Genomic DNA, 23,761 nt, shown 5'->3' on the forward strand with positions numbered 1-23,761 from the left:
GAGGAACATCATGGCCGCATCCCGCCGGAACGCCGCGTCCGCGTTCTTCCGCCGCGCCGGGCTGCTGGCCGGCATCCTTGCCGTCCTCGCCGGAATCCTGGGCATGCACGTCATCACAGGGAGCCACGGCATGCATTCCCCTGCCGCCCTCACAGCTGCGGACGCTGCGACGGGCCATGCAGGATCCACAGCGGGCGATGGTCATGCGGCGCATGGCACCCCCGGCACGTCGTCTGGCCACCCTTCTTCGGGCGAGCATAATGCAGACAGCGTCTCCGGCGAGGAGTGCGCCTGCTCCGGCAACTGCGCGGGCATGCACTCGATGACGGTGTCCTGTACCCCGTCAGGGAAGACCGGCTCGCTGGCCGTCCCGGTGCCGGGCACGGCCGTTTTCGGCGCCGTCTCCAATGCGGGGGTGACCGCGGCCCTCCCCGGGTCCTATCCCTATCTACCCGGCAGTCCGTCGCCGGGCGAGCTGTCCATCAGCAGGACGTAAAGCAGGAAGCTTGCGCTGGAAACGACCAGTTCCCACGCAAGCACGTTGCTGCGGTCCCTCCCGACCGTCAGCCCGCATCCCCTGATGTGCACCCATACGCCCATGATCTGAAGGACCTGATTTACCATGAACAAGAAACTTCTCCCCCTTTCCGCCACAGCCATCGCCGCAGCCCTCGCCCTCGCCGGCTGCGCCAGCGGATCCGGCACCGGTTCCTCGGGCACGTCCATGCCCGGCATGGACCACGCCGGCACCTCCTCCAGCACACCCTCCACCGGTGCCCCGGACTCGGCCACCGATCACAACGCCGCCGACGTCGCGTTCGCCCAGATGATGATCCCGCACCACGCCCAAGCCCTGGACATGAGCGACATGATACTGAAGAAGCAGGACATTCCTGCCCAGGTGACGGCCCTGGCCACCAAGATCAAGGCTGCCCAGGACCCGGAGATTGATCTGATGACCGGCTGGCTCCAGAGCTGGAACGAACCCACACAGATGCCCTCCGGTCACAGCAGCCACAGCATGGGCGGCATGGTGGGCGATGAGGACCTCAAGAAGCTCGACGCCGCCCAGGGAAGAGAGGCTGCCCGGCTCTTCCTGCAGCAGATGATCGCCCACCATGAAGGGGCGATCGTTATGGCCAAGACCGAGAACACCGCGGGTAAGAATACGGATGCGGTCAAACTCAGCAAGGACATCGTGAGCGCACAGGAAGCCGAGATCCAGGAAATGCGGAAACTGCTGGCCGCCCTATAGAAGGACGTCCGGCAGTACCAGCCACCCGCAAACAAGGACCCGCCAGGCAAGGGCCCGGCAGCCATGAATGATGTTGTTCGGCAAGCTGTTTCATCCCCTCAACAGGGAGGATAATAGGAAATGGATCACCGGGGCTGGGCCGGCGGCGGTGCCGCCTGTCTGAGACCAGGGCGGTGTCCCCCCAGCCGTCGTCGGCCCTTTGGGGCGAGGAATCCGTACACCAAATCCGTACATCGCGTGGTGCGATGCCGCGATCGCCGCCGTCCTAAGATGGCCTTCATGGAAGAGCAGGAGCTTGCCGACGTCGCCGGGCGCCTGTATGCCCTGCCATTCGACGAATTCGTGACAGCCCGTGCCGCCGCTGCCAAGACCGCCGCGGTGGAATCCAACCGGCCGCTCTCCCAGGCCATCAAGGCCCTTCCGAAGCCCTCTGCCGCGGCATGGGCGGTCAACATGCTGGCGCACCACAAGCCGGAGGCCGTGCGGCAGCTGCGGAACCTTGGGGAGACGATGCAGGGCGCGCAAGCCGCGCTCGATGCCGCAGTCCTGCGGGAGCTGTCCCGGGAGCGGCGCAAGCTCCTCGCCGAAGCCGTCAACGCCGCCCGTCTCGCTGCGGAGCAGCAGGGCCGGGCCATCAGCGGCCCGGTGGCCTCTGAAGTGGAAGAGACGCTGCGGGCAGCCACAGCAGACGCAGCTGCAGCGGCTGCCGTCCAGACCGGCATGCTTCTGCGGGTTCTTACGGCCGACGGCGTGGACCGGGTTGATCTCGAAGGCGCGGTCGCCGTTCCTTCCGCGCTCGGGCAGTTGCCCGAGCGGACCGAACCGCCGCAGCCGATGCCAGCGCGCCCGGAACCGGAAACGCCGCGCGCGGCTGGCGCGCGGTCGAGGCAGCCGTCGAAGCCGTCGAAGCCGTCGATGCCAAGGCGACAGCCTGCGGACGCGCCGGAGAAGCCCCGCCTCCAGGCCGTGGGACGAACGCCCCGTCCGCCGTCGCCCTCCATCCTGGATAAAGCCCTTGCCGCTCTCGCGGAGGCCGAGACGGCGGCGGCATCAGCCGCGACGGGGGCCGAAACCCGAGAGGAAGCCTTCCAGGAGGCGTCCGGGGAGTTCACCCGGCTGACGGCCGAGGTCAAGGAGGTCAGGCAACGTCTAAAGGCATTGGAGGCCTCGCTGGAGGCCGTCCGAAAGGACCGCGAGACGGCAGCGGCAGAGGCAAAGCAGGCCGCCCGCGCCGCTGAACGGAGCCAGCGGACGGCGGAGCTTGCGAAGCAGCGGGTGCTCCGGCTGCGCAACACACCGGACTGAAGAACAAAAATGTCAGACCCCGGTTGCACCATGGAGTCATGGAAATGAACCAGGAATTCCACGTCACATTCTTCGAAGCCGACAGCTGCCGGATCCGGACCGAGGTTTTTGATACCTCTGCCGCAGCCGAGCGGTTCATGAGCCGTTGCCTGTCCTGTGAGGACGACTGGGCCACCGTTGACGCGGTGGCCATCCGACAGGAGCAAGCGGCGGCCTGACGGGCCTGTGTCTGGGCCGCGCACGCCCTGGCTCACACGGGCCCCGCCCCGTTGAATGATGCTGCCGCAAGGGCAGTTTCAGCGGTGCAGGGCCCGCGCGGCGGGAGTCGTGACTGGTATCAGGCGAAGTCAGAGACGGCCGGATCAGGTCCGATGCGTCCCGTTCCGGCGGCCGTGCGGTCCAGGCCGTTGATGGCTTCGACGTCCCCGGCGTCCAGGGTGATGTTCAGCGCCGCGTAGTTCTCGCGGATCCGCGACTCGGTGACGGACTTGGGGATCACCACGTTTCCGATGGCCAGGTGCCAGGCGATAACCACCTGGGCGGGCGTGGCGCCGTGCTTCTCAGCGATGGCGGTGATGGTGGCATCCTCCAGCAGCTCGCCGCCCTGGCCCAGCGGCGACCAGGCCTGGGTCAGAATGCCCTGCGAGGCATTGAACTCGCGGAGCCCGGCCTGGTTGAAGAAGGGGTGCAGTTCCACCTGGTTGATGGCGGGCACCACTCCGGTTTCGTCGATGATCCGCTGCAGTCCCTCAACCGTGAAGTTGGAAACGCCAATGGACTTCACCCGGCCGCGCTGCTGCAGCTCAATCAGGGCCTTCCAGGTGTCCACGTACTTGTCCTGTTTCGGCTGGAGCCAGTGGATCAGGTACAGGTCCAGCGTCTCGAGTCCCAGGCGCTCCATGGACTCCTCGAACGCCGCGAGCGTTGATTCATAGCCCTGGTCGGAGTTCCACAGCTTGGTGGTGATGAAGAGTTCCTCCGGCGACAGCCCGGAACCGGCGATGGCACGGCCCACCCCGGACTCATTGCCGTAAATCCTGGCCGTGTCGATGTGGCGGAACCCCGCCTGGAAAGCCTGGAAGACGACCTTTTCGGCAACGTCGTCTTCCACCTGCCACACCCCGTAGCCGAGCTGGGGAATCGTGTTTCCGTCATTGAATGTCAGTGTCGGTGAAGGAGTCATTCATCCATCCTGCCAACACTCCCGCCGGGATGCAGCCAATGCCCGGAAGCTAAGCTAGGCGCTTAATGCCCTGTGGCGGGAATTTTTTGAGGGACTCAGGATTCGGCAAGCAGCCGCTCAGCATCCGCCACCTGTTCGAAGACGGTCTCTGCCCGCCTCCAGACCGAGGCTGCCCCCACGGGAACCGGGCCAACCGCAAGCCGCAGCATCGCTGCCGCCTCTGCCGTAGCCGCCAGGGAATTTCCCGCCTTCGACAGCGCGCGGTGGACACCGGACAGTGAGTGCGGAATGTCCAGCCCGTCGCTTGGGGAACGCAGCTGCGCCTCGACGCAGACTTTCCTGACACGGCCGGACAATTCCGCCAGGTGGTTGGCTATGTCGACCAGCTCGGCATACAGCTGCTCGTCCTCCACGCCCTCGAGGACCTGGTGGTAGCGGTCCAGACCCCTGTGGAAGCGGTCGTTGGCGCGGCGCCACAGCCCCTTACCCAGTTCGGCGTCGTCTTTCCGCCCTTGCCGGGCAGCAGTGAAGAACCCCAAGCCGGACCTACAGGTACTGGCCCGGGCCGTGGTCAGGTTCTTCCTGCCGGCCCGGCTTTAGCGGATCCGAGCCCGGCTGCTGCGGGGCCTTGGCCCGCTGCGGTTCGCCGTTCTCTCCGATGACTACCCCGGGCGCGATGACCGTCCCGGGAGGAAGCTGCCTCAGCTGCATCTGCGCCATGGCGTGTTCCCGTGCCGCGTGCTGGGCGGCGATCGCCGTCTGGATGCCATGGAACAGGCCTTCCAGCCAGCCCACCAACTGGGCCTGGGCGATCCGAAGCTCGGCGTCCGACGGCGTCCCGTCGTCCGGGAAGGGCAGGCTGATCCGTTCCAGCTCCTGCACCAGTTCCGGCGCCAGGCCGTCCTCGAGCTCCTTGATGGAGCGCTCGTGGATCTCCGCCAGGCGGCCCCGTGCGGCATCGTCCAAAGGCGCCGACTTAACCTCTTCCAGCAGCTGGCGGATCATGGTGCCGATGCGCATCACCTTGGCCGGCTCGTCCACGAGGTCCTGAAGGCTGCTTCCCCTCGGCTTGGCCGCTTGCCCGGGCTTTCCGCCATTGCCAGGGATTGTCTCAGCCTCTACGGGGGTGCCCTCCACGGGGACGTCGTCACTTGGCCGCGCCGCCTGGAGGCCGGCGCCGGAGGCAGCCGCAGGGCCGGTTTGAGTGTCGTTCGGATCGGTCATGCGTTCATACTCTCATGAGCCCGGAACGCGGAGTCCAGTCAATGAAGCTCCTTGACCAGGATTTCGCCTTCGTCCATAGCGAAACCGCATTTCCGGTAGAAGCCGACGGCAGAGGTGTTGGCAGGGACCCACACGTCGCGCACCCCGCTGGCACGCATCCAGTCCTCCATGGCGCCGATCAGGGCGCGCCCGATGCCCTGCCTGCGGCAGCCGGCGTGGGTGCCCATCTCCATGAGGAGCAGTTCGGCCCATGGGCCGGCAGTACGACGGCGTTGCACGCAGCAATGCAGGAAGCCCACCGTCCGGTCTTCCGCCTCAGCCAGCCAGAACAGGACGGTGGGATCCGCCAGGAAGTCCCTGGCGCCGTCGGGCGTTAAGGCGCCCGACGGCGCGACGGCGGGATCTTCATCGAACAGGTTGTCCGTTTCCGCCAGGGCGTTGAGCGATGCACCGTCCTCCGGCCCGATCCTGCGGATCGACAGCGCGGCGGAGGGAACAGCCATGGTCAGCAGCACCGTCCCTGCGGGTTGCTGTCCTGGCGGTCCGTCCTGTCCCGCCAGAATTCCCGTTCCGTCATGGGCTGGGCAAGGTGCCCCGAGGCGAAGTGGTGCTCCAGGTATTTCTGGTAGGCGTCGGCCCCCATCACTCCACCCAGGTACCGGGCGAAACCCCGGAACCCTTCTGCTATCGCGTTCATGACCGGCTCCGCATCAGTGGTGGGCGGACTTTTCGAGCCTCAGGTCCGCCGGAAGTTTGTTCCACTCGGCCATCAGCTCACGCTCGGCGGGGGTCGGAATAAGTCCTGCGGGCGCGTAGCCCCTGGACGCCACCGGCGGGTCTTCGTGGTCCGCGTGGTCCAGGCCGGCGGCCTCATGGCGGAAGGCCTTCACGGTGGCGATGATGGCCGTGATGATGACGATGATGCTCAGCAGTACGAAGATCACCGACAGCCACCCCTGGATCATGGTGTTGCGGACCACGGCTTCCATGGCGGCAACGGTCTTCGCGGTACCGAATTCCGTCTTGCCGTCCGCCAGTGCCCGGGAGAACGCTGCGTTGTTGGCGAAGTAGCCGACGGCCGGCACCGGGGAGAAGATCTTGTGGAAGCTGGCGGTGATGGTGACCACGGCCGCGAAGGCCAGCGGCAGGGCAACAATCCACAGGTACTTGAAGGTGCCGCGTTTGGCCGCTATGGCCATGCATACCGAAAGGGCGATGGCGGCAAGCAGCTGGTTCGCGATGCCGAACAGCGGGAACAGGGTGTTGATGCCGCCCAGCGGGTCGGTGACGCCCATCAGCAGCACCGCGCCCCACGCACCGACCATGATCGCCGTGCAGAGCCAGGCTCCCGGCCGCCACGAGTGCTCCTTGAACTTGGGGACGAAGTTGCCGATGGAGTCCTGCAGCATGAAGCGGGCAACGCGGGTTCCGGCGTCCACCGCGGTCAGGATGAACAGCGCCTCGAACATGATGGCAAAGTGGTACCAAAACGCCATCATGGCGGTGCCGCCGATGAACTGCTGCATGATGTGGGCCAGCCCTACGGCCAGTGTGGGTGCGCCACCGGTGCGGGAGACAATGCTTTCCTCACCGACGTTGGCCGCCGTCTGCGACAGGAGGTCCGGTGTCAGGTTCACGCCCGAGAGCCCGAGACTGTTCACCCAGGTGGCCGCGGTTTCCACGGTTCCACCGGTCAGGGCGGCGGGCGAGTTCATGGCGAAGTACAGTCCGCGGTCGATGGAGATGGCTGCCACGAGGGCCATGATGGCCACGAAGGATTCCATCAGCATGCCGCCATAGCCGATGAGGCGGGTCTGGCGTTCCTTTTCGATCAGTTTCGGCGTGGTGCCGGAGGAGATCAGTGCGTGGAAGCCGGACAGCGCGCCGCAGGCAATCGTGACGAAGAGGAACGGGAACAGCGCACCGGGGAACACCGGACCGTCCTCGCGGCTGGCGAACTCGCTGAAGGCCGGCACCGTGATTTCGGGACGGACCACGATGATGGCCAGGGCCAGCATGACGATGACGCCGATCTTCATGAACGTGGAGAGGTAGTCGCGCGGAGCGAGGAGCAGCCACACGGGCAGGATCGCGGCGATGAAGCCGTAAACAATGAGGCCCCACGCGATGGTGACCTTGTCAAGGTGGAAGAACGCGGCGCCCCATTCAGTCTCGGCGACCATGCCGCCCCCGATGATGGCAGCCATGAGCAGGACGAAGCCGATCAGCGAAACTTCCATGACTTTGCCGGGCCTGATGAAGCGCAGGTAGACGCCCATGAAGAGCGCAATGGGGATGGTCATTCCCACGGAGAAGACGCCCCACGGGCTTTCACCAAGAGCGTTCACGACGACAAGCGCGAGGATGGCGACGATGATCACCATGATCAGCAGCGTCGCGACGAGGGCGGCTGTTCCGCCGATCACGCCTAGTTCCTCACGGGCCATCTGGCCCAGGGAGCGGCCGCCGCGCCTCATCGAGAAGAACAGGACGAGGTAGTCCTGGACGGCTCCTGCCAGCACGACGCCGATGATGATCCAGATGGTGCCGGGAAGGTAGCCCATCTGGGCCGCGATGACGGGTCCAACGAGCGGACCGGCGCCCGCGATGGCAGCAAAGTGGTGGCCAAACAGGACGTTGCGGTCTGTACGGACATAGTCCTTGCCGTCCGCCTTGTATTCGGCCGGAGTGGCGCGGCGGTCGTTCGGCCGGGTGATGTAGCGTTCGATCACCTTCGAGTAAAAGCGGTAGCCGATCAGGTACGTGCAGACGGACGCGAACACGAACCAGATCGCGTTGACCGTTTCTCCACGAATGATCGCCAGCATGAACCAGGCCACGCCGCCCAGCAGCGCGATCGCCACCCAAATGGCAATCCGGCTGGGAGTCCACTTCTTCTCTTCCGCTTCGCGGACCGCGTCATCCACGGCGGTCGGCGGGAGTGACGGGTCCGGTGTCAGTTCCAGATCATCGTCCGCGGTGCGAGCCCTGCCGCCAGGCATGCTGCTCATGTCTCCTCCTTGAGATCAAAAAATGTGACAACCATCTCAAGCGCACATTACCAACGGGTGCCCCGAATCGATACGATCGATCGCCGGGTGCCGCCGGACAAAGCGGCAAGCGGTCATGGCTCAGCGCTCAGCGGTCACCGGGGCCGGCGCCAACTGCGCCATGCGCGCCTCGCAGAGGTCCAGCCAGCGGACCTCCGCCTCTGCCTGGAAGATCAGGGAATCCAGCACGAGCAGCCCAGCGAGGTCGGCGCTGCGCGGGCTAGCGGCCATGTCCCGCCTGGACTTCGTGTATTCCTGCAGCACGGCCAGTGAGGCTGCGCGCTGGACCCGGATCATGGCGGTCACGTCCACTCCGGGCAGCGTCAGGGCAAGGGAGAGCTTGATGGCCAGTTCATTGCGGGGCGGCGTGCTCCGCTCCACGGGCGAGGAGAACCAGGCCCGCACCTGGCCGGCCCCGGCATCGGTGATGCCGTAGACCACCTGGTTGCCGCCGTCGCCGCCTTCCTTCCGGACCAGACCGTCACGCTCCAGCCGGTCAAGCGTGGTGTAGACCTGTCCGATGTTCAGCGGCCAGGCGGAGCCTGTGCGGTCGTGGAACTCGCTCCTGAGCTGGTAGCCGTACCGCGGCCGGTCGTGCAGCAGGGCCAGGAGACTGTGCCGGACGGACACTAAACCACCAGCAGGATCTTGCCTACGTGTTCCCCCGCGTCGAAGTATTCGTGGGCAGCCCTGACCTGGTCCAAAGGAAATGTCTTGTCCACGAGGGGATGGACCCGCCCGTCGGCGATCAGGGGCCACACGGCGTCCCGGACGGCCGTCATGATGGCGCCCTTCTCCTCCACGGGCCGGGGCCGGAGCGCCGTTGCGACGACGGCCGCGCGTTTCCGCAGCAGCTGTCCAAGGTCCAGTTCGCCCTTCGTGCCGCCTTGGAGTCCGATGACGATGAGCCGGCCGTAGTCAGCCAGGGCGTCGACGTTCTGCTGCAGATACTTGGCGCCCACGACATCCAGGATCACGTCCGCGCCCTTGCCGCCGTTCTGGGCCCGGAGGCTCTCGGCGAAGTTCTCCTCCGCATAGTTGATGGCGATGTCAGCCCCCAGGAAAGCCTTGGCGGTGCCGACTTTCTCGTCGGTGCCGGCCGTGGTGGCGACGGTTGCCCCGATCGCCTTGGCAAACTGGATGGCCATGGTGCCGATACCGCCGGTGGCACCATGGACCAGGACCGTTTCACCTGCCTGCAGCTGTGCGGTCATGATGAGGTTGGAGTAGACGGTCGCGGCAACCTCCGGGAGCGCAGCAGCGGTGACCAGGTCGACGCCGTCGGGAATTCTGACTACCTGCTCCGAGCGGACCGCGACCTGCTGCGCATATCCGCCTCCGGCCAGCAACGCCACCACCTTGTCTCCGATGGAAAAGGGTTTCGTGACACCCGGACCGAAACCGGCGATGCGGCCGGAAACTTCCAGCCCCGGAACTTCCGAGGCGCCCGGCGGCGGCGGATAGAAGCCCTTCCGCTGATGCACGTCCGCGCGGTTCAGGCCTGCCGCCACCACGTCGATCAGGACCTCGCCGTGCCCGGGAACGGGAGCCGGGACCTCCCGGATTTCCAGCATTTCCGGCCCGCCCGGCTCGGAGATGTAGACGGCTTTCATGGAGAACTCCCGATTTCTAGCTGATTCCTGCCCCAAAAATAGTGCGCAACGGCAGCAACCGCCACATTTCGGTTTTTGTTGCAGCCAACTGCCTATGAAACACTACTAGTCAGGGAAGGTTGTCCGAGCGGCCGAAGGAGCTGGTCTTGAAAACCAGTGTGCGGTAACCCCGTACCAAGAGTTCGAATCTCTTACCTTCCGCGCGGCGCACTGTGCGCACGATGAAGGCCGGTGGGGCCGACCGCAGGGTTGGTCCCACCGGCCTTTTGCGTGTGCAGGTAGAGCGTGTACCTGGAACCGGAAAACAAGTACCGGCGAGTACCGGCGGCCGGAAAAATCGAGTACGCACCACTCATGCGCGGACCGCCCCTGAGGGCGTTCACTTGAAGGAATCAACGGTGCTCCTGCCCCGGTTCCGAGATAAGAGCACCGTTCCACACCCGCCGCCCTTTTGGGGGGAAGGTAGTCGTCGTGAGCAAGGCCGAGAAGCAGAGCCTGAGGTACTCGGACTACTACTGGTGCATGTCCCTCAAGGACTTCATCGAATGGGTCGAGGCCGACGACGACAACGAGCCCGGAACGTCGTTTTCCGACCGCCCCTGACGGCGGAAACCATTGAAACTGTCATAGCCCCGGCATAGTGTCGGTCCTGTCTCGACATCCCTTGCTCCGCGGACATGCACTCCGCGGCACACAAACAGGAGCCGACTATGCCCACGCCTGCGATCACGCCCGGTGCGCCCTGCTGGATTGACCTGATGACGTCCAACCCCGACACCGCGAAGAAGTTCTACGGCCATCTGTTCGGCTGGGAATTCCAGACCGGTGACGAGGAAAAGTACGGCGGTTACATCACCGCAAACAAGAACGGCAAAATGGTCGCGGGCATCATGCAGAAGCCTGCGGACCAGGGTGCCATGCCCGACATGTGGTCCACGTACCTGCGCACGGACGACGCCGCTGCCACAGCCGCGGCCGTCACCGCAAGCGGCGGGGAAATCTACGTGGAGCCCATGGACGTCCCCGAGCAGGGCCACATGGCAGTCTTCGGCGACGTTTCCGGCGCCGCCATCGGAGTGTGGCAGCCGGGGGAAATGCCGGGATATGAGCTGGTGGCCGAGGAGGGCGCACCCGCGTGGCACGAGCTGCACACCAAGGACTACGACGCCGCAGTGAAGTTCTACCGGGAGGTCTTTGGCTGGGACACGGACGTCATGAGCGACACCCCGGAGTTCCGCTACACCACGCTGGGCGCCGGCGCGGACGCGAAGGCCGGCATCATGGACGCCTCCGGCTACCTCCCGGCCGACGTCCCGTCCAACTGGCAGGTGTACTTCGCCGTCGGAGATGCCGACGCGTCCATCGAAAAAGCCGTCAGCATGGGCGGGACGGTCGTTGACGGGCCCGACGACCCTCCCTTCGGACGGCTGGCCACACTGACCGACCCCACCGGCGCCATGTTCAAAATCGTGGCGGACACCGGCCAGTCAGCGCAGGGCTGAGTTCCTTCAATTCCATGGGGTCCCTCGGCCTGAGGGGCTGAACCTCAGAGGGCGAGGATGGCGCGGGCTATCTCGTCGGCGTCGCGCAGGGTGCGCTGCCCGCTGGGGTAGACCGGTCCGGGCTGCGGCACGGCCTCTGCGGCGATGGCCGTTCCCCACTGGTTAGACGAAAGCTGGAGACCCAACACGAAGAGCCGCCCGGAGACTTTCCCGTTGGCGGCCACCGGGCGGTACGGGTGCGGCCTGACATCCAGTCCCGTGGCCTGGACGGGAGTGCCTTCCACCGTCATCATGGTCCGCGGCCGCACCAGCCCGTCAGCGAGGAGCTGCTGCAGCAGCGGCGACTCGTTGACGGTCACCCGGTTGGCCGGCGCCAGGGCCTCCACCATGGTGCGCGCTGCCGCGGCGCCGCCGGCCACCCACGGTGAGGCGGCCGTGAAGAGCCCGGCCTTCCGGTCGAGGCCGAATTTGGGGTCCGGCCCGACGAAGCTGACCACGCCCGCCCGTGCCAGCGCGGCCAGCTGCTCGGCCCGGAGCGCCGGGGGACCGCTCGCGAGGCCCTCAACAAAGGACTCGAACCAGCCACGCAGGCCAGCGACCCAGGACTCGTCGGTGATGCCGCCGTCGGCCACCACCGACTTCAGCACCGCCCTGCCGTGGTGCAGCGCGCCGATGGTCATCTTCACGGGGTCGCCCTCGCCAAGGGCTGAACGGCGGGCATCGTCGAGCAGGTAGTCGACGACGGCGGCATCCAGATCGGCACGGGATTCGAACGTCCGTCCCGCCAGCGGCGCGGCGAGGCTCAGCAGGTCCAGCCTGTGTTCAGGGCGGACATGGCTTTCGACGACGGCCCCGACCGTCTCCTCCCACTTCGCCGTGGTGTGCGCGTGCGGGTGCAGCGCCTCGTCCAGTTCGTCCAGGAACGCTGCGGGGTCAGGCACCGCTCCGGGCTCCGAGCGCATCAGGGTGGAGTAGTAGGCCCACAGGGCGTCGCGGTGCAGGAGGGGCCAGAGGTCATGGTCGAAAGCGGGGGTGATGCCTGTCGACTCGAATCGCTGCAGCGCCGGCCCGGTGCAGTACCGCAGGGTCACCGACGCCGGGTAGTAGCCCTCCAGCCTGGCTTTGGCCCGGTACGGGGTGCCTCGCCGGGATGCCGCGATGATCAGCGGTTCCTGGCCCGACGGCAGATACTCGAGGGTGTCCCCGGCGTCAACGAATTTTCCGCCCCGCCCCTCGGTGAGCTGGCCCATCACGTCGAAAAAGTTCAGCCCCATGCCGCGGACCAGCACGGGTTCCCGGGCGGGGACTGCAGACCAGTCGACGTCCGCGGGGACGGCGGGCGGAAAGTACCGCAGCCCCAGCTGGGCGGCGGCTGCCTGCAGCTGCCGCTGCTCCGGGCTGAGACGGGAGTCCAGGTGGCCCAGGGCGAACACCACCGAGTCCGCGGTGAGCGTGCCGCGGCCGGCCAGTTCGACGTCGAACGTTCCGTCCCCGAGGCGCCGCACGGCGGTTGCCGCCGTTTCGTGGAAATCCACGGTGACGCCGTCGGGCAGTACGGCGAGCAGTTCCTCGAGCGTGCAGCGGAGGTACCGGCCGTACAGTGCGCGGCTGGGGAAGTCGCGGGACCCGAGGACGGCGAGTTCGGCGCGATCGTCCTCCGTCAGGGCGGGCAGGGGGTCCTGCTGCTGGCGCTGCCGCCAGCGGTCGAACGTCGTGCCGGCCACGGGCGCGGCCAGCTGCGGGTCCTCCGGGATGAGCGTGGGGTAGAACGACTGCGTGTTCATCAGATACAGGCGCGACTGCCCGGGCTGCCATACATGCCCTGGGCCGGCCGGGTGGGGATCGATCACATCGATGTGCAGGCGGGATCCCGCCTTGACGGCCCCGCCGGCGGCCCAGTTGGCCAGCAGCCGCTCCAGCACGCTGGTACCCCGCGGGCCGGCGCCTATCAGTGCCGTCCGGATACTTTGCGATGTGACCACGCCATCCAGAGTATCGGCATGTGACTTGCTAGCTGAGCCGGGATGTTGTTTGGATGGGGCGATGACCACCACCGCAGCTGATTCTGCCTTCGCGTCCGGCGGCGTTCCCGAGGGAACCGCGCCCGAGCCCACCGACGAAAACATTTGGCTGGAGGACATCTACGGCGAGGAACAGCTGGCATGGGTCCGCGACCAGAACGCCCGGACAGAGGACCTGCTGGAGGACGCGGAGTACGCGCGCCTTGAGGGCGGGATCCTCGAAGTGCTGGACTCCACGGACAAGATCGCCATGGTGACCAAGCGCGGCGACTGGTACTACAACTTCTGGAAGGACCGGGAGAACCCGAAGGGCCTGTGGCGCCGGACCACGTGGGAGAGCTACTGCACCGGCGCCCCGGAATGGGATGTGCTGCTGGATGTGGATGCGCTCGCGGCCGAGGAAGGGGAGGAATGGGTTTTCCACGGGGCAAACTTCCTCCGGCCGGAGCCCGGCCAGCCTTACCGGCTGGCTCTGCTGGCCCTGTCCCCCGACGGCGGTGACGCCGACCGCTACCGCGAGTTCGACGTCGAGACCCGCCGTTTCGTTGACCCGGCAGCCGGCGGGTTTGACCTGCCGACGGCGAAGGGGAACGTCTCATGGCTGGATGCGGACACCCTGCTGGTTGCCAGCACCGCCGATGGCCTGCCGCGGACCGCGTCGTCCTATGCGCGCACCGCCGTGAGGCTGCACCGCGGCCAGTCCCTGGCCGACGCCGTCCGTATCTTCGAGATCCCCGAGGACCACATGATGGCGATCGTGACCCACGACTCCACGCCCGGTTTCGAGCGGACCTTCGCGGTGGACTGGATCGATTTCTTCAACAGGACGACGTCACTGCTGCAGGACGGGTCCTGGACGGCCATCGATGTGCCCACGGACGTCAATCTCAGCGCACACCGGGACTGGCTGGTCTTCCGGCCGCGGCGCGAATGGACGGTGGACGGAACCAGCTATCCGGCCGGGTCGCTGCTCGCGGCGGACCTTGACCGTTACATTGCCGGCGAGCGCTCGTTGACCGTCCTCTTCACCCCGGATGCCCACACATCCCTGCAGTCCTGGAGCTGGACACGGAACTTCCTGCTGCTCAACCTGCTGCGTGACGTCTCCTCGGAAATCCGCGTGCTCGACCCGTCTACGGGGTGGTCGTCCTCGGTGCTGGACGCCTGCCCTCCGCTGCACGACGTCAATGCCTTCGCCGTGGACGACGAAGACGACGCCGAGGGCGGCTCCGAGGGTGGCCACCGCTCCCCCGGCGGCCCGAGAGGGGCAGGGGACGATTTCTGGCTCGTGGCCACCGGCTTCACCACCCCCACCACCCTGACCCGCGGAACCCTTACGCGCGGAAACCTGCCCCGCGGAAACCCTGCCGGGGACGCGGGCGTGGTGAGCAGCCACACGGTGGTCAAGGCCTCGCCGTCGTTCTTCAACGACGCGGCGTACGAAGTCCAGCAGCATTTCGCCGTTTCCGACGACGGCACCCGGGTGCCGTACTTCCAGATTGCGGCGCGCAACCTGGTGCTGGACGGTCAGAACCCCACCCAGCTCTCCGGGTACGGCGGATTTGAGGTGTCCCGCACCCCGGCCTACAGCGGCGCCGTGGGACGAGCCTGGCTGGAGCGCCGGACCGCCCCATCCGACGGCGTTGCACCCCACAGCCGCGGCGGCGTCTATGTCGTGGCCAACATCCGCGGCGGCGGCGAATACGGGCCCTCCTGGCACCGGGCGGCGCTGCAGGAAAACCGGCACCGGGCCTTCGAGGACTTCGCCGCGGTGGCGAAACACCTTATCTCGCGGGGCGTCACGAGCCGGGAACGCCTGGGCTGCGTGGGCGGCTCCAACGGCGGCCTTCTCGTGGGGAACATGCTGACCAGGTACCCTGACCTGTTCGGCGCGGTGTCCTGCGGCGTTCCCCTTCTGGACATGAGGCGGTACACCAAGCTGTCCGCCGGGCATTCGTGGATCGCCGAGTACGGTGACCCCGAACTCCCGGAGCACTGGGACTTCATCCGGACCTTCTCGCCCTACCACCTGCTGAAGGACGGCGTGGACTACCCGGAAACCTTCATCTGGACGGCCACCTCCGATGACCGGGTGGGCCCCGTGCAGGCCCGCAAGATGGCCGCCCGCATGCAGGCCATGGGCATCCCCAACGTCTGGTTCCACGAGGCACTCGAGGGCGGGCACGCTGGCGCTTCGGACAACAGGCAGGCCGCCGCGCTGCAGACCCGGAGCCAGCACTTTCTCTGGAAGTCGCTGGCCGGCGGGACCGCCTGACCGCCGGCCGCGCACACCTGAGCCCACAGGGCCGCGCTGTGCGCCGTTTTGCACTGCATGGCCGGTTCTGCGTATCCTTGGTTGGCTAGTAATAGCGAATGGAGACGTGCCAGAGCGGCCGAATGGGCTTCACTGCTAATGAAGTGTGGGGCACAACTCCACCGGGGGTTCAAATCCCCCCGTCTCCGCGTTTGGCCCCGGTCCCTGGACCGGGGCCTTTTGCGTACCCGGACACTTTGGGTCCTCTACCCGGGATCGAGCGGGGTTTCGACGGCAGGACTTTCGACGCCGGACTTTCGACGCCGGGCTCCGTCCGGGTAGCGGACGCGTGGCGCCGTCGTCACGTCCCGGGTGGCAGGATGTTCGCATGACCGGCAACGAGGCATTCGACTCCATCGTGGTGGGCGGCGGACACAACGGGCTGGCGGCCGCCGCATACCTGGCGAAAGCCGGCCAGCGCGTGCTGGTGCTGGAAAGGCTCGGGCAGTCCGGCGGGGCCGCCGTCTCGGCCCAGGCGTTCGACGGCGTCGCGGCCCGCCTTTCGCGCTACTCCTACCTGGTCAGCCTCCTGCCGCAGCAGGTCATCGATGACCTCGGGCTGCGGATCCGGCTGGCCCGCCGGCGGATTTCGTCCTACACGCCTGACCCGTCGCGTCCGGGGCGGGGCCTCCTGATCGACAACGGCGATGCCGCATCCACCGCGGCATCGTTCTCCGCCATCGGCGCTCCGGAGGGCGAGGCGGAGGCTTTCGACAGCTTCTACGCCCGTTGCCGCAAGCTCACCACGGCGCTCTGGCCCACGATGACGGCCCCGCTGCGGACGCGCTCGGAGGCACGGACGCTTGCCGCGGCTGCCGGCGCCGGGGAGGTCTGGGACGCCTTGATGGAGCGGCCCATCGGCGAAGCCATCGCTGCCGCCCTGCAGCATGACCTGGTGCGCGGCACTGTCCTGACCGATGCCCTGATCGGCACGTTCGCCCGGGCCGGAGACACAGACCTTCAGCAGAACATTTGCTTCCTGTACCACCTGATCGGCGGCGGCACCGGCGACTGGGACGTGCCGGTCGGGGGCATGGGGGCGGTTTCCGCGGAGCTGGAGCGGGCCGCCCGTGAAGCAGGTGCCACCGTGCTCACCGGCGCTGAAGTGACGGCAATCGATCCCGCCGGACGCGTGAGCTACCGCCGCGCCGGCGGGCAGCACGAGGCCACAGCGAGCTGGGTGCTCGCCAACGTTGCCCCTGCCGTCCTGGACCGGCTGCGGACGCGCGGCACTGGATCCGGGAGCGCACCGGACGGGAGGCCTGCACATCCGAATCACGCCCGGGAAGGCGCCCAGGTCAAAGTGAACCTGCTGCTCACCCGGCTCCCGCGCCTCCTCGACGACGCCGTTGGCCCCGAGGCGGCGTTCGGCGGGACCTTCCACATCAACGAGTCATGGGAGCAGCTCGACCGGGCGTATCTGACGGCCGAATCCGGATCCGTTCCCGAGCCGTTGCCCTGCGAAATTTACTGCCACTCGCTGACGGATCCCAGCATTCTGTCCCAGGAGCTTCAGGACGCCGGCGCTCACACCCTCACGGTGTTCGGGCTGCACGTCCCGGACCGCCTCATCACCGGGGAGAACAACGACGCCCGGCGGGCGGAGCTGCAGGCCGCCGTGCTCGGGTCCCTGAACTCCGTACTTGCCGAGCCCATCGAGCCCCTCATCATGACTGCACCGGACGGCAGCCAGTGCATCGAAACCAAAACGACACTGGACATCCAGCAGGCGCTCGGAATGCCGCGGGGCAACATTTTCCACGGCGGCCTCGACTGGCCGTTCGTCGAGGACGGCAGCCCGCTGGACACCCCTGCCCGCCGCTGGGGCGTGGCCACCCGCGACGAGCGGATTCTGCTGTGCGGCTCCGGTGCGCGCCGGGGCGGGGCTGTCAGCGCCATCGGAGGGCACAACGCCGCCATGGCTGTCCTGGACATGGCCCGCGGCTCATGAGCAGCGGCGGCAACGGCCGTGACGTGCCCGCAGCCAACGCGTCCGGGAACATGCCGGCGTCGGGGTCCCAGCCGGCTGCCCCGCACGCGTGGAACCCGCGGCTGGCCCTGCTCGTGGCGGCGACGTTCTTCATGGAGTTCCTCGATGGCACGGTGCTGGTCACCGCCATCCCCAGCATCGCCGGCGACTTCGGTGTGGCGGCCGCCAGCGTAAACATCACCATGACGGCCTACCTGATGACCGTGGCGATGGGCATACCGCTCAGCGGCTGGCTCGCCGAACGGTTCGGAGCCCGCAGCATCTTTTGCGTGGCCATCGCACTCTTCACCGTTGCATCCCTGCTCTGCGCCCTGAGCCAGGACCTGGCCATGCTGACACTGAGCCGAATCCTGCAAGGGGCCGGCGGGGCCATGATGGTCCCTGTTGGAACACTCGTCGTGCTCCGCGGGACGCCCAAGTCCGAGCTGCTGCGGGCCACCGCCTACCTTGTCTGGCCCGGGCTCCTGGCCCCGGTACTGGCACCGCTCGTGGGCGGGGCGCTGACCACGTACCTGTCCTGGCACTGGATCTTCCTCGTCAACCTGCCGCTGGGCGTCGCAGCCTTCCTGGCCGCCCTCCGTCTGGTGCCCAGGGCCGCCGGTGACCGGAACCGCAGGCTCGACTGGCTCGGGCTGGGGCTCACCACCTTCGGCGTGGGTGCCCTGGTGGTGGGCCTGGAGCTGGCGGGCAGCCATCCGGAAGGGCCGTGGACCCTGCTGAGCGTGGTGTCCGGGACGGCAGCCCTGGCGTCCGGGGTGCTGTGGATGCTCCGGGCGGCGAATCCGCTGTTCGACCTCACAGTGTTTTCCACCAGGACGTTCCGGGCAACGAACAGCGGCGGCTTCATCTACCGGCTGACCATCAGCGCCGTGCCCTTCCTCCTGCCGCTGATGTTCCAGGAGGGCTTCGGCTGGAGTCCCCTGCACGCAGGCATCATGGTGGCGGCAGTTTTCATCGGAAACATCGGCATCAAACCGGCCACCACGCCGCTGATCCGGCGTTTCGGGTTCAAGCCCGTGCTCGTCTTTGCGTCGCTGGCGTCGGCGGTAACCTTCGCACTCTGTGCCCTGCTCGATGAGCGCACGCCGGAACCGCTGATCTTCGCGCTCCTCGTGTGCAGCGGCGCGTTCCGCTCGATCGGGTTTTCCGCCTACGCCTCGGTGCAGTACGCGGACATCGTGCCCGCTCAGCTGACCTCGGCCAACGCGGTCTCGGCCACACTCGTTCAGCTCTCCACCGGGGCAGGCATCGCCGTGGGGGCCCTCCTCCTTCGAGTGTTCGACTCGGCTCCATTGCTTGCCAGCGGCATCGGCGGGGTGCTGGGTGCCTCGCAGGATCCCGGGCTGGCCCCGTACCGCGGAGCTTTCCTTTCCGTCGCCCTGCTGATGCTCCTCAGCACGGCGGACAGCCTCATGCTGCACCGCCATGCGGGGGCGGAGGTCAGCCGGCCTGGGCGAGCACCAGCGGCAGAACGGCACCGGCGCCGGCCCGCCTGAGGGCGCGGCCGGCCACGGTGACGGTCCAGCGGCTGTCCACGAGGTCGTCGATGAGCATCACGCTCTGGCCTCCAATCCCTGCCAGGGCCGGCTCCAGGCCGGGGCCCACAACAAGCCGGTCCCATACTCCTGCCAGCCGGTAGGCGCTGTTGCCGCCGCGGCCGCCCGTCGGTCCGCCATGCTCCAGGTCCAGCTGGCCCAGGTACGGAATGCGGCCGATCTCCGAGATGCCCCGGGCCAGCGATTCCACGAGCGCCGGCTTCCCGCGCGACGGCAGGCTGACGATGGCCGCCGGCCGCCCCGCCCCGCTCCAGCCCGGACCGCGCGAGTCACCGGCGCCCCATTCGCGCAGCACCTGGACGCAGGCCTGCAGCATGCCCGCGTCCACGGTGCGGTCCGGGGCGCCCGCTGCGAAGAGCTCCCGGAGCGCCCCGCCCCAGCCCAGGTCCGTCAGCCTGGCCAGCACACGGCCTTCCGACAGGCTTTCGTCGGGCTTGATCTTTCCCTTGACGGGCACGCCCAGCCGGTCCATGCCGCTGGGCCACTGCAGCCGGGGCTCCAGCACCATGCCGGCACGGCTGAGCGTCTGCCCGGCGGCCTCGGTCGCCGACGACGCGATATCGGCAGGGAACCACCGGCCGGCGCAGTTGTCGCACCGGCCGCACGCTGCGGCGGTCTCGTCGTCGAGCACCGACGTGATGTACTCCATGCGGCATCCGGCGGTGTCCTGGTAGATAACCATGGAATCCTGCTCGTCCACCCGGGCTTCCGCGATCCGGCTGTAGCGTTCGGCGTCGTAGATCCAGGGCTGTCCGGTGGAACGCCACCCGCCGCCCACGCGCTCCACGGCGCCGTCGACCGCCAGCACCTTCAGCAGCAGCTCAAGCGGTGTCCGGCGCAGGTCGACGCGTGCTTCCAGCGCCAGCGTGGACACTGCCGTCCCGGCCTCGGCCAGCGCCGTCAGCACAGCCGTGGCTTTCTCCTCCGAGGGCATGGAGGCCGTGGCGAAATACTGCCAGATGTCCCTGTCCTCGGACCCGGGCAGGAGCAGCACATCCGCATTGGCGGCGCCGCGGCCGGCACGGCCCACCTGCTGGTAGTACGCCACTGGAGATGACGGCGCGCCGAGGTGGACCACGAAGCCGAGATCAGGTTTGTCGAAGCCCATGCCCAGCGCTGACGTGGCCACGAGTGCCTTGACCTCGTTGTCCTTGAGGAGCTGTTCTGCCCGTTCGCGGTCAGCGGGGTCGGTGCGGCCGGTGTAGGCCAGCACCTGGTGGCCGGCCTCGGCCAGCAGCCGGGCGGTATCCTCGGCCGCTGAAACGGTCAGGGTGTAGATGATGCCGCTTCCCGGCAGATCCGCCAGATGGGTCAGCAGCCAGCCGAGCCGTTCGCGCGAATCCGGCAGGGTGAGCACTCCGAGCCGCAGGGATTCCCTGCCCAGGGAGCCCCGGATGGTGAGCACGCCGTCGCCCAGCTGCTCTTCAATGTCGTGGACCACGCGGGAGTTGGCCGTGGCTGTGGTGGCCAGCACGGGAACTGTATCCGGGAGCTGGGTGATGAGGTCCGCGATGCGCCGGTAGTCGGGGCGGAAGTCGTGTCCCCAGTCCGAAATGCAGTGGGCTTCATCGATGACCAGCAGCCCGGTGCGGCGGACCAACTCGGGCAGCTGGTGTTCCCGGAAGGAAGGGTTGGTGAGCCGCTCGGGCGAAACGAGCAGGACGTCCACCTGGTCCGCCGCGAGCTGCTCGCGCACAGTGTCCCACTCGAGCTGGTTGGCCGAGTTGATGGCCACGGCCCTGACCCCGGCCCGGGCTGCGGCAGCAACCTGATCCCGCATCAGCGCCAGCAGCGGCGAAACAATGAGCGTGGGTCCGGCCCCGCGCCGCCGGAGCAACAGCGACGCCACGAAGTACACGGCCGATTTCCCCCAGCCCGTCCGCTGCACCACAAGCGCCCGCCGGCCGCCGTCGACCAGGGCCTCGATCGCCTCGAACTGTCCGTCGTGGAAGCCGGCGCCGGGGTTGCCGACGAGGTCCCGCAGCACCTCCAGCGCCTGGCCGCGGGATCCCGGAACCGGCGTTCCGGTCCTGGAGGGCGTGCCGGACGGTGCGCTGGATTCGGACGGAAGAACTGCGGCGTGCTGGTTATTGGCCATTGATTCAGTATCCCAGTCTCCTCAGACACCCCAAAGCGCGCTTCCGGCCATGTGGACAACCCACACGCCGGCCCGGCCGGGACGTCAGCCGCCGCCTGCTGCGAATTTCCGTGACTCTTCCTCTCTGGCCCACGTGGCGCTGCAACGTAAGATAAATCCCGTGACTAGCAACCAGACCAATACTTTTGATCTTTCAGCCTCGTTCAAGGCGTATGACGTCCGCGGCATCGTGGGCGATTCCATCACCGCTGAGATCGTCGAAGCCGTGGGGGCCGCCTTCGTTGACGTGCTGGAACTGGAAGGCCAGACGGTCCTGGTCGGCGGTGACATGCGCCCCTCCTCCCCCGAGTTCAGCAAGGCCTTTGCCAGCGGCGCCGCCACCCGCGGGGCAAACGTCCAGCTGCTGGACCTCATCTCCACGGATGAGCTCTACTACGCGTGCGGCGCCCTCAACGCGGCCGGTGCGACGTTCACGGCAAGCCACAACCCGGCCGAATACAACGGCATCAAGATGGCCAAGGCAGGCGCCGTGCCCATTTCCTCGGAATCAGGGCTTAAGGAGATCCAGGCCCTGGCCGAGCAGTACCTCAACGCAGGCTCCATCCCCGCCGCCGCGAACCGCGGCCAAATCGGTATCCAGGACGTCCTCCAGGGCTATGCCGAATACCTGCGCACGCTCGTGGACCTCTCCGGGTCCCGCCCGCTGAAGCTCGTGGTGGATGCCGGTAACGGCATGGCCGGGCTCACCACCCCCGCAGTCCTGGGCGACACCCTGCTGCCGAAGCTGCCCCTTGACATCATCCCGCTGTACTTCGAGCTGGACGGCTCCTTCCCGAACCACCCGGCCAATCCCCTGGAGCCGGAAAACCTGCGCGACCTTCAGGCCGCCGTCCTCGAGCACGGCGCGGACATCGGACTGGCCTTCGACGGCGACGCCGACCGCTGCTTCGTCATCGACGAAAAGGGCCAGCCCGTCTCGCCGTCGGCCATCACCGGAATGGTTGCCCGCCGTGAGATCGCACGCGCCAAGGCCCAGGGCGAGGAAACGCCCACCATCATCCACAACCTGCTGACCTCCCGTGCGGTGCCGGAGCTCGTGGCGCAGGAGGGCGGCCGGGCCGTCCGCACGCGCGTGGGCCACTCCTTCATCAAAGCCGTCATGGCCACGGAAGGCGCGGTGTTCGGAGGCGAGCACTCCGCCCACTTCTACTTCCGCGATTTCTGGAACGCAGACACCGGCATGCTTGCCGCGATGCACGTGCTGGCCGCCCTGGGCGAGCAGGACGGCCCGCTGTCCGAGCTCGGCCGCGAGTACGAGCCGTACGTTTCCTCCGGCGAGATCAACTCGGAGATCGAGGACAAGGCCGGCGCCGTGGAGCGCGTCCGCGCTGATTTCGCCCGCGAGGACGTCACCGTGGACACCATGGACGGCAGCACGTTCACGGCAGTGGACGGCAGCTACTGGTTCAACCTTCGCCCGTCCAACACGGAGCCGTATCTGCGCCTCAACGCCGAAGCCACCGACCACGCCACCATGGAGCGCGTCCGCGACCGCGTGCTCGCCTTGGTCCGCAGCTAGGACCAGCAGTGGCAGAAACAGCACCGCAGCCGGGGCAATCCTGGCGGACTTCTGTTCCGGAGGCTACCGCCACCGATCTGGAAAACCTCCTGGGCACCGGAATGGGGGCCGCTCAGGAGCAGCTGGAGCGCAACGGCGGTTTCCTGCCGTTCGCGCTGGTGGTGGAGAACGACGGCGAAGTCCGTCTGGTGGCGGTCTCGCCGGCGGATTCCGCCAGCGGATCGAGTGACGAGTTCGATGCCGACGGCATGATCCGTGACATCACCGAACTCCTGCGCCAGAACCGCGAAGATTTCCGGGCTGCCGCAATCGTCTGCGACATCACGCTGGTAGAAGAAGGCTCTGACGCCATCCATGTGGCAACGGAACACCGCGATGGTGCCGTCTTCGCCGCCGTCCTGCCTTACGCTGCCAAAGAGTCCACCCGGGAGTGGGAATTCGGCGACCTCAGCGCGGACACAAATGAACCAGTCATCTGGGTGGACTAGCCCGGGCATGTGCGGAGGTCAGTTGGACGGCATTATTAGGCTTAGGTCATGAAGATCAATGCCTTCGCGGACGTCAGTCTGCGCGCCCTCATGGTGCTCGCAGCCGCGCCCGAGGCCGACCTCCTCACTACCCAGGCCGTGGCGGACGCCGTGGGCACGCCCTACAACCACGTCAGCAAGGCCATGGCCAAGCTGCGCGTGCTGGGACTGATCGATGTTGAGCGCGGCCGCAACGGCGGCTCGCGGCTGAATGCTGCGGGCCGAAATGTCACGGTGGGGCAGGTCCTCAGGCAGCTCGATACCCGCGAGGACCCCGCGGACTGCATTGGCCCGGGAGGCCACTGCCCGCTGATTCACGGCTGCCGCCTGCGGGGGGCCCTGGCCCGCGCCCGGGAGGCGTTCTACCGCGAGCTTGATGACGTCGTGGTCGCCTCCCTGCCCGCTTCCAGACAGATGGGGCCGGTCTTCGAGGCCATCGGCCTGCGCCCGGGCCTCTAACAGGCTTCCTGGCTCTTCGATTTGGAGAACCATTTCTACAGGGTGTAGAAAGTGGGTATGAATAGTGGCATTCAAAATGCCAATA

At 67.3% G+C, this 23,761-nt stretch carries 22 protein-coding genes and 2 tRNA genes; 14 read left to right on the forward strand and 10 right to left on the reverse strand.

The genetic code is table 11. From position 1 onward, the window contains the following. The first annotated feature begins 10 nt into the window (after positions 1–10). The 4 genes from AC6CH3_RS16660 to AC6CH3_RS16675 all read left to right on the forward strand — a co-directional run bounded on the left by AC6CH3_RS16660 (position 11) and on the right by AC6CH3_RS16675 (position 2,778). Positions 11–496, forward strand: coding sequence for a hypothetical protein (locus AC6CH3_RS16660; protein ID WP_498133468.1), 486 nt, complete (start codon positions 11–13; stop codon positions 494–496). 126 nt (positions 497–622) lie between these two features. Continuing rightward, positions 623–1,255, forward strand: coding sequence for a DUF305 domain-containing protein (locus AC6CH3_RS16665; RefSeq protein ID WP_498133469.1), 633 nt, complete (start codon positions 623–625; stop codon positions 1,253–1,255). Positions 1,256–1,534: 279 nt separating this feature from the next. Next, positions 1,535–2,560 (forward strand): hypothetical protein, encoded by a 1,026-nt coding sequence (locus AC6CH3_RS16670; protein ID WP_498133470.1) that lies wholly within the window; start codon positions 1,535–1,537, stop codon positions 2,558–2,560. Between the two features lie 38 nt (positions 2,561–2,598). Then, positions 2,599–2,778 (forward strand): hypothetical protein, encoded by a 180-nt coding sequence (locus tag AC6CH3_RS16675; RefSeq protein ID WP_498133471.1) that lies wholly within the window; start codon positions 2,599–2,601, stop codon positions 2,776–2,778. Positions 2,779–2,897: 119 nt separating this feature from the next. Here AC6CH3_RS16675 and AC6CH3_RS16680 read toward each other — a convergent pair whose 3' ends face one another. The 8 genes from AC6CH3_RS16680 to AC6CH3_RS16715 all read right to left on the reverse strand — a co-directional run bounded on the left by AC6CH3_RS16680 (position 2,898) and on the right by AC6CH3_RS16715 (position 9,630). Beyond that, a complete protein-coding gene (locus tag AC6CH3_RS16680; protein WP_498133472.1) occupies positions 2,898–3,743 on the reverse strand; it encodes an aldo/keto reductase in 846 nt (281 codons plus the stop codon). A 95-nt stretch (positions 3,744–3,838) separates the two neighbouring features. After that, entirely contained in the window at positions 3,839–4,282 is a 444-nt protein-coding gene (locus tag AC6CH3_RS16685; protein WP_498133473.1) for a hypothetical protein, read from the reverse strand. Positions 4,283–4,289: 7 nt separating this feature from the next. Next, positions 4,290–4,967, reverse strand: a complete 678-nt coding sequence (locus tag AC6CH3_RS16690; RefSeq protein ID WP_498133474.1) for a bacterial proteasome activator family protein — start codon at positions 4,965–4,967, stop codon at positions 4,290–4,292. A 38-nt stretch (positions 4,968–5,005) separates the two neighbouring features. Continuing rightward, positions 5,006–5,470 carry a GNAT family N-acetyltransferase gene (locus AC6CH3_RS16695; RefSeq protein WP_498133475.1) on the reverse strand — a complete coding sequence of 155 codons (465 nt, stop codon included), beginning with the start codon at positions 5,468–5,470 and terminating at the stop codon, positions 5,006–5,008. A gap of 2 nt (positions 5,471–5,472) precedes the next feature. Next, positions 5,473–5,664: a CstA-like transporter-associated (seleno)protein gene (locus AC6CH3_RS16700; protein ID WP_494033135.1), complete on the reverse strand. Its 192-nt coding sequence runs from the start codon at positions 5,662–5,664 to the stop codon at positions 5,473–5,475. Between the two features lie 13 nt (positions 5,665–5,677). Then, the gene (locus AC6CH3_RS16705) at positions 5,678–7,978 is read right to left on the reverse strand and encodes a carbon starvation CstA family protein (protein WP_498133476.1); all 2,301 of its coding nucleotides are present in this window, start codon (positions 7,976–7,978) and stop codon (positions 5,678–5,680) included. Positions 7,979–8,098: 120 nt separating this feature from the next. After that, positions 8,099–8,647: a PadR family transcriptional regulator gene (locus AC6CH3_RS16710; RefSeq protein ID WP_498133477.1), complete on the reverse strand. Its 549-nt coding sequence runs from the start codon at positions 8,645–8,647 to the stop codon at positions 8,099–8,101. Next, complete coding sequence (locus AC6CH3_RS16715) at positions 8,647–9,630, reverse strand: NAD(P)H-quinone oxidoreductase (protein ID WP_400579973.1); 984 nt, start codon at positions 9,628–9,630, stop codon at positions 8,647–8,649. The genes AC6CH3_RS16710 and AC6CH3_RS16715 overlap by 1 nt, the downstream gene beginning before the upstream one ends. A 113-nt stretch (positions 9,631–9,743) precedes the next feature. On the opposite strand from AC6CH3_RS16715, the gene AC6CH3_RS16720 reads away from it, so the two are divergent. The 3 genes from AC6CH3_RS16720 (at position 9,744) to AC6CH3_RS16730 (ending at position 11,132) form a co-directional block, all read left to right on the forward strand. Further along, a tRNA-Ser gene (locus AC6CH3_RS16720) sits at positions 9,744–9,831 on the forward strand. Between the two features lie 270 nt (positions 9,832–10,101). Beyond that, on the forward strand, positions 10,102–10,233 hold the full coding sequence (locus AC6CH3_RS16725) for a hypothetical protein (protein ID WP_400579971.1): 132 nt from the start codon (positions 10,102–10,104) through the stop codon (positions 10,231–10,233). A gap of 107 nt (positions 10,234–10,340) precedes the next feature. Then, on the forward strand, positions 10,341–11,132 hold the full coding sequence (locus AC6CH3_RS16730; protein WP_498133478.1) for a VOC family protein: 792 nt from the start codon (positions 10,341–10,343) through the stop codon (positions 11,130–11,132). A 44-nt stretch (positions 11,133–11,176) separates the two neighbouring features. Here AC6CH3_RS16730 and AC6CH3_RS16735 read toward each other — a convergent pair whose 3' ends face one another. After that, on the reverse strand, positions 11,177–13,114 hold the full coding sequence (locus AC6CH3_RS16735; protein WP_498133479.1) for an FAD/NAD(P)-binding protein: 1,938 nt from the start codon (positions 13,112–13,114) through the stop codon (positions 11,177–11,179). Positions 13,115–13,175: 61 nt separating this feature from the next. Here AC6CH3_RS16735 and AC6CH3_RS16740 point away from each other — a divergent pair, with 61 nt between their 5' ends. The 4 genes from AC6CH3_RS16740 (at position 13,176) to AC6CH3_RS16755 (ending at position 18,953) form a co-directional block, all read left to right on the forward strand. Next, positions 13,176–15,428, forward strand: coding sequence for a prolyl oligopeptidase family serine peptidase (locus tag AC6CH3_RS16740; protein ID WP_498133480.1), 2,253 nt, complete (start codon positions 13,176–13,178; stop codon positions 15,426–15,428). Between the two features lie 100 nt (positions 15,429–15,528). Then, a tRNA-Ser gene (locus AC6CH3_RS16745) sits at positions 15,529–15,616 on the forward strand. A gap of 179 nt (positions 15,617–15,795) precedes the next feature. Next, the gene (locus AC6CH3_RS16750) at positions 15,796–17,418 is read left to right on the forward strand and encodes a phytoene desaturase family protein (RefSeq protein WP_498133481.1); all 1,623 of its coding nucleotides are present in this window, start codon (positions 15,796–15,798) and stop codon (positions 17,416–17,418) included. Between the two features lie 50 nt (positions 17,419–17,468). Beyond that, complete coding sequence (locus tag AC6CH3_RS16755) at positions 17,469–18,953, forward strand: MFS transporter (protein WP_498133548.1); 1,485 nt, start codon at positions 17,469–17,471, stop codon at positions 18,951–18,953. Here the strand turns inward: AC6CH3_RS16755 and AC6CH3_RS16760 are convergent. Continuing rightward, positions 18,898–21,111 (reverse strand): RecQ family ATP-dependent DNA helicase, encoded by a 2,214-nt coding sequence (locus AC6CH3_RS16760; protein WP_498133482.1) that lies wholly within the window; start codon positions 21,109–21,111, stop codon positions 18,898–18,900. The two genes, AC6CH3_RS16755 and AC6CH3_RS16760, sit on opposite strands and share 56 nt — an antisense overlap. A gap of 160 nt (positions 21,112–21,271) precedes the next feature. Between AC6CH3_RS16760 and AC6CH3_RS16765 the strand changes: the two genes are divergently transcribed. From AC6CH3_RS16765 to AC6CH3_RS16775, 3 genes are read left to right on the forward strand one after another with little or no spacing between them, the layout of a single operon-like run. After that, a complete protein-coding gene (locus tag AC6CH3_RS16765) occupies positions 21,272–22,690 on the forward strand; it encodes a phosphomannomutase/phosphoglucomutase (protein WP_498133483.1) in 1,419 nt (472 codons plus the stop codon). 8 nt (positions 22,691–22,698) lie between these two features. After that, positions 22,699–23,178 (forward strand): hypothetical protein, encoded by a 480-nt coding sequence (locus tag AC6CH3_RS16770; RefSeq protein WP_498133484.1) that lies wholly within the window; start codon positions 22,699–22,701, stop codon positions 23,176–23,178. Between the two features lie 48 nt (positions 23,179–23,226). Beyond that, on the forward strand, positions 23,227–23,676 hold the full coding sequence (locus AC6CH3_RS16775) for an RrF2 family transcriptional regulator (protein WP_498133485.1): 450 nt from the start codon (positions 23,227–23,229) through the stop codon (positions 23,674–23,676). Positions 23,677–23,761: the final 85 nt, after the last annotated feature.

This window comes from Arthrobacter sp. GQ119, from assembly GCF_059759125.1.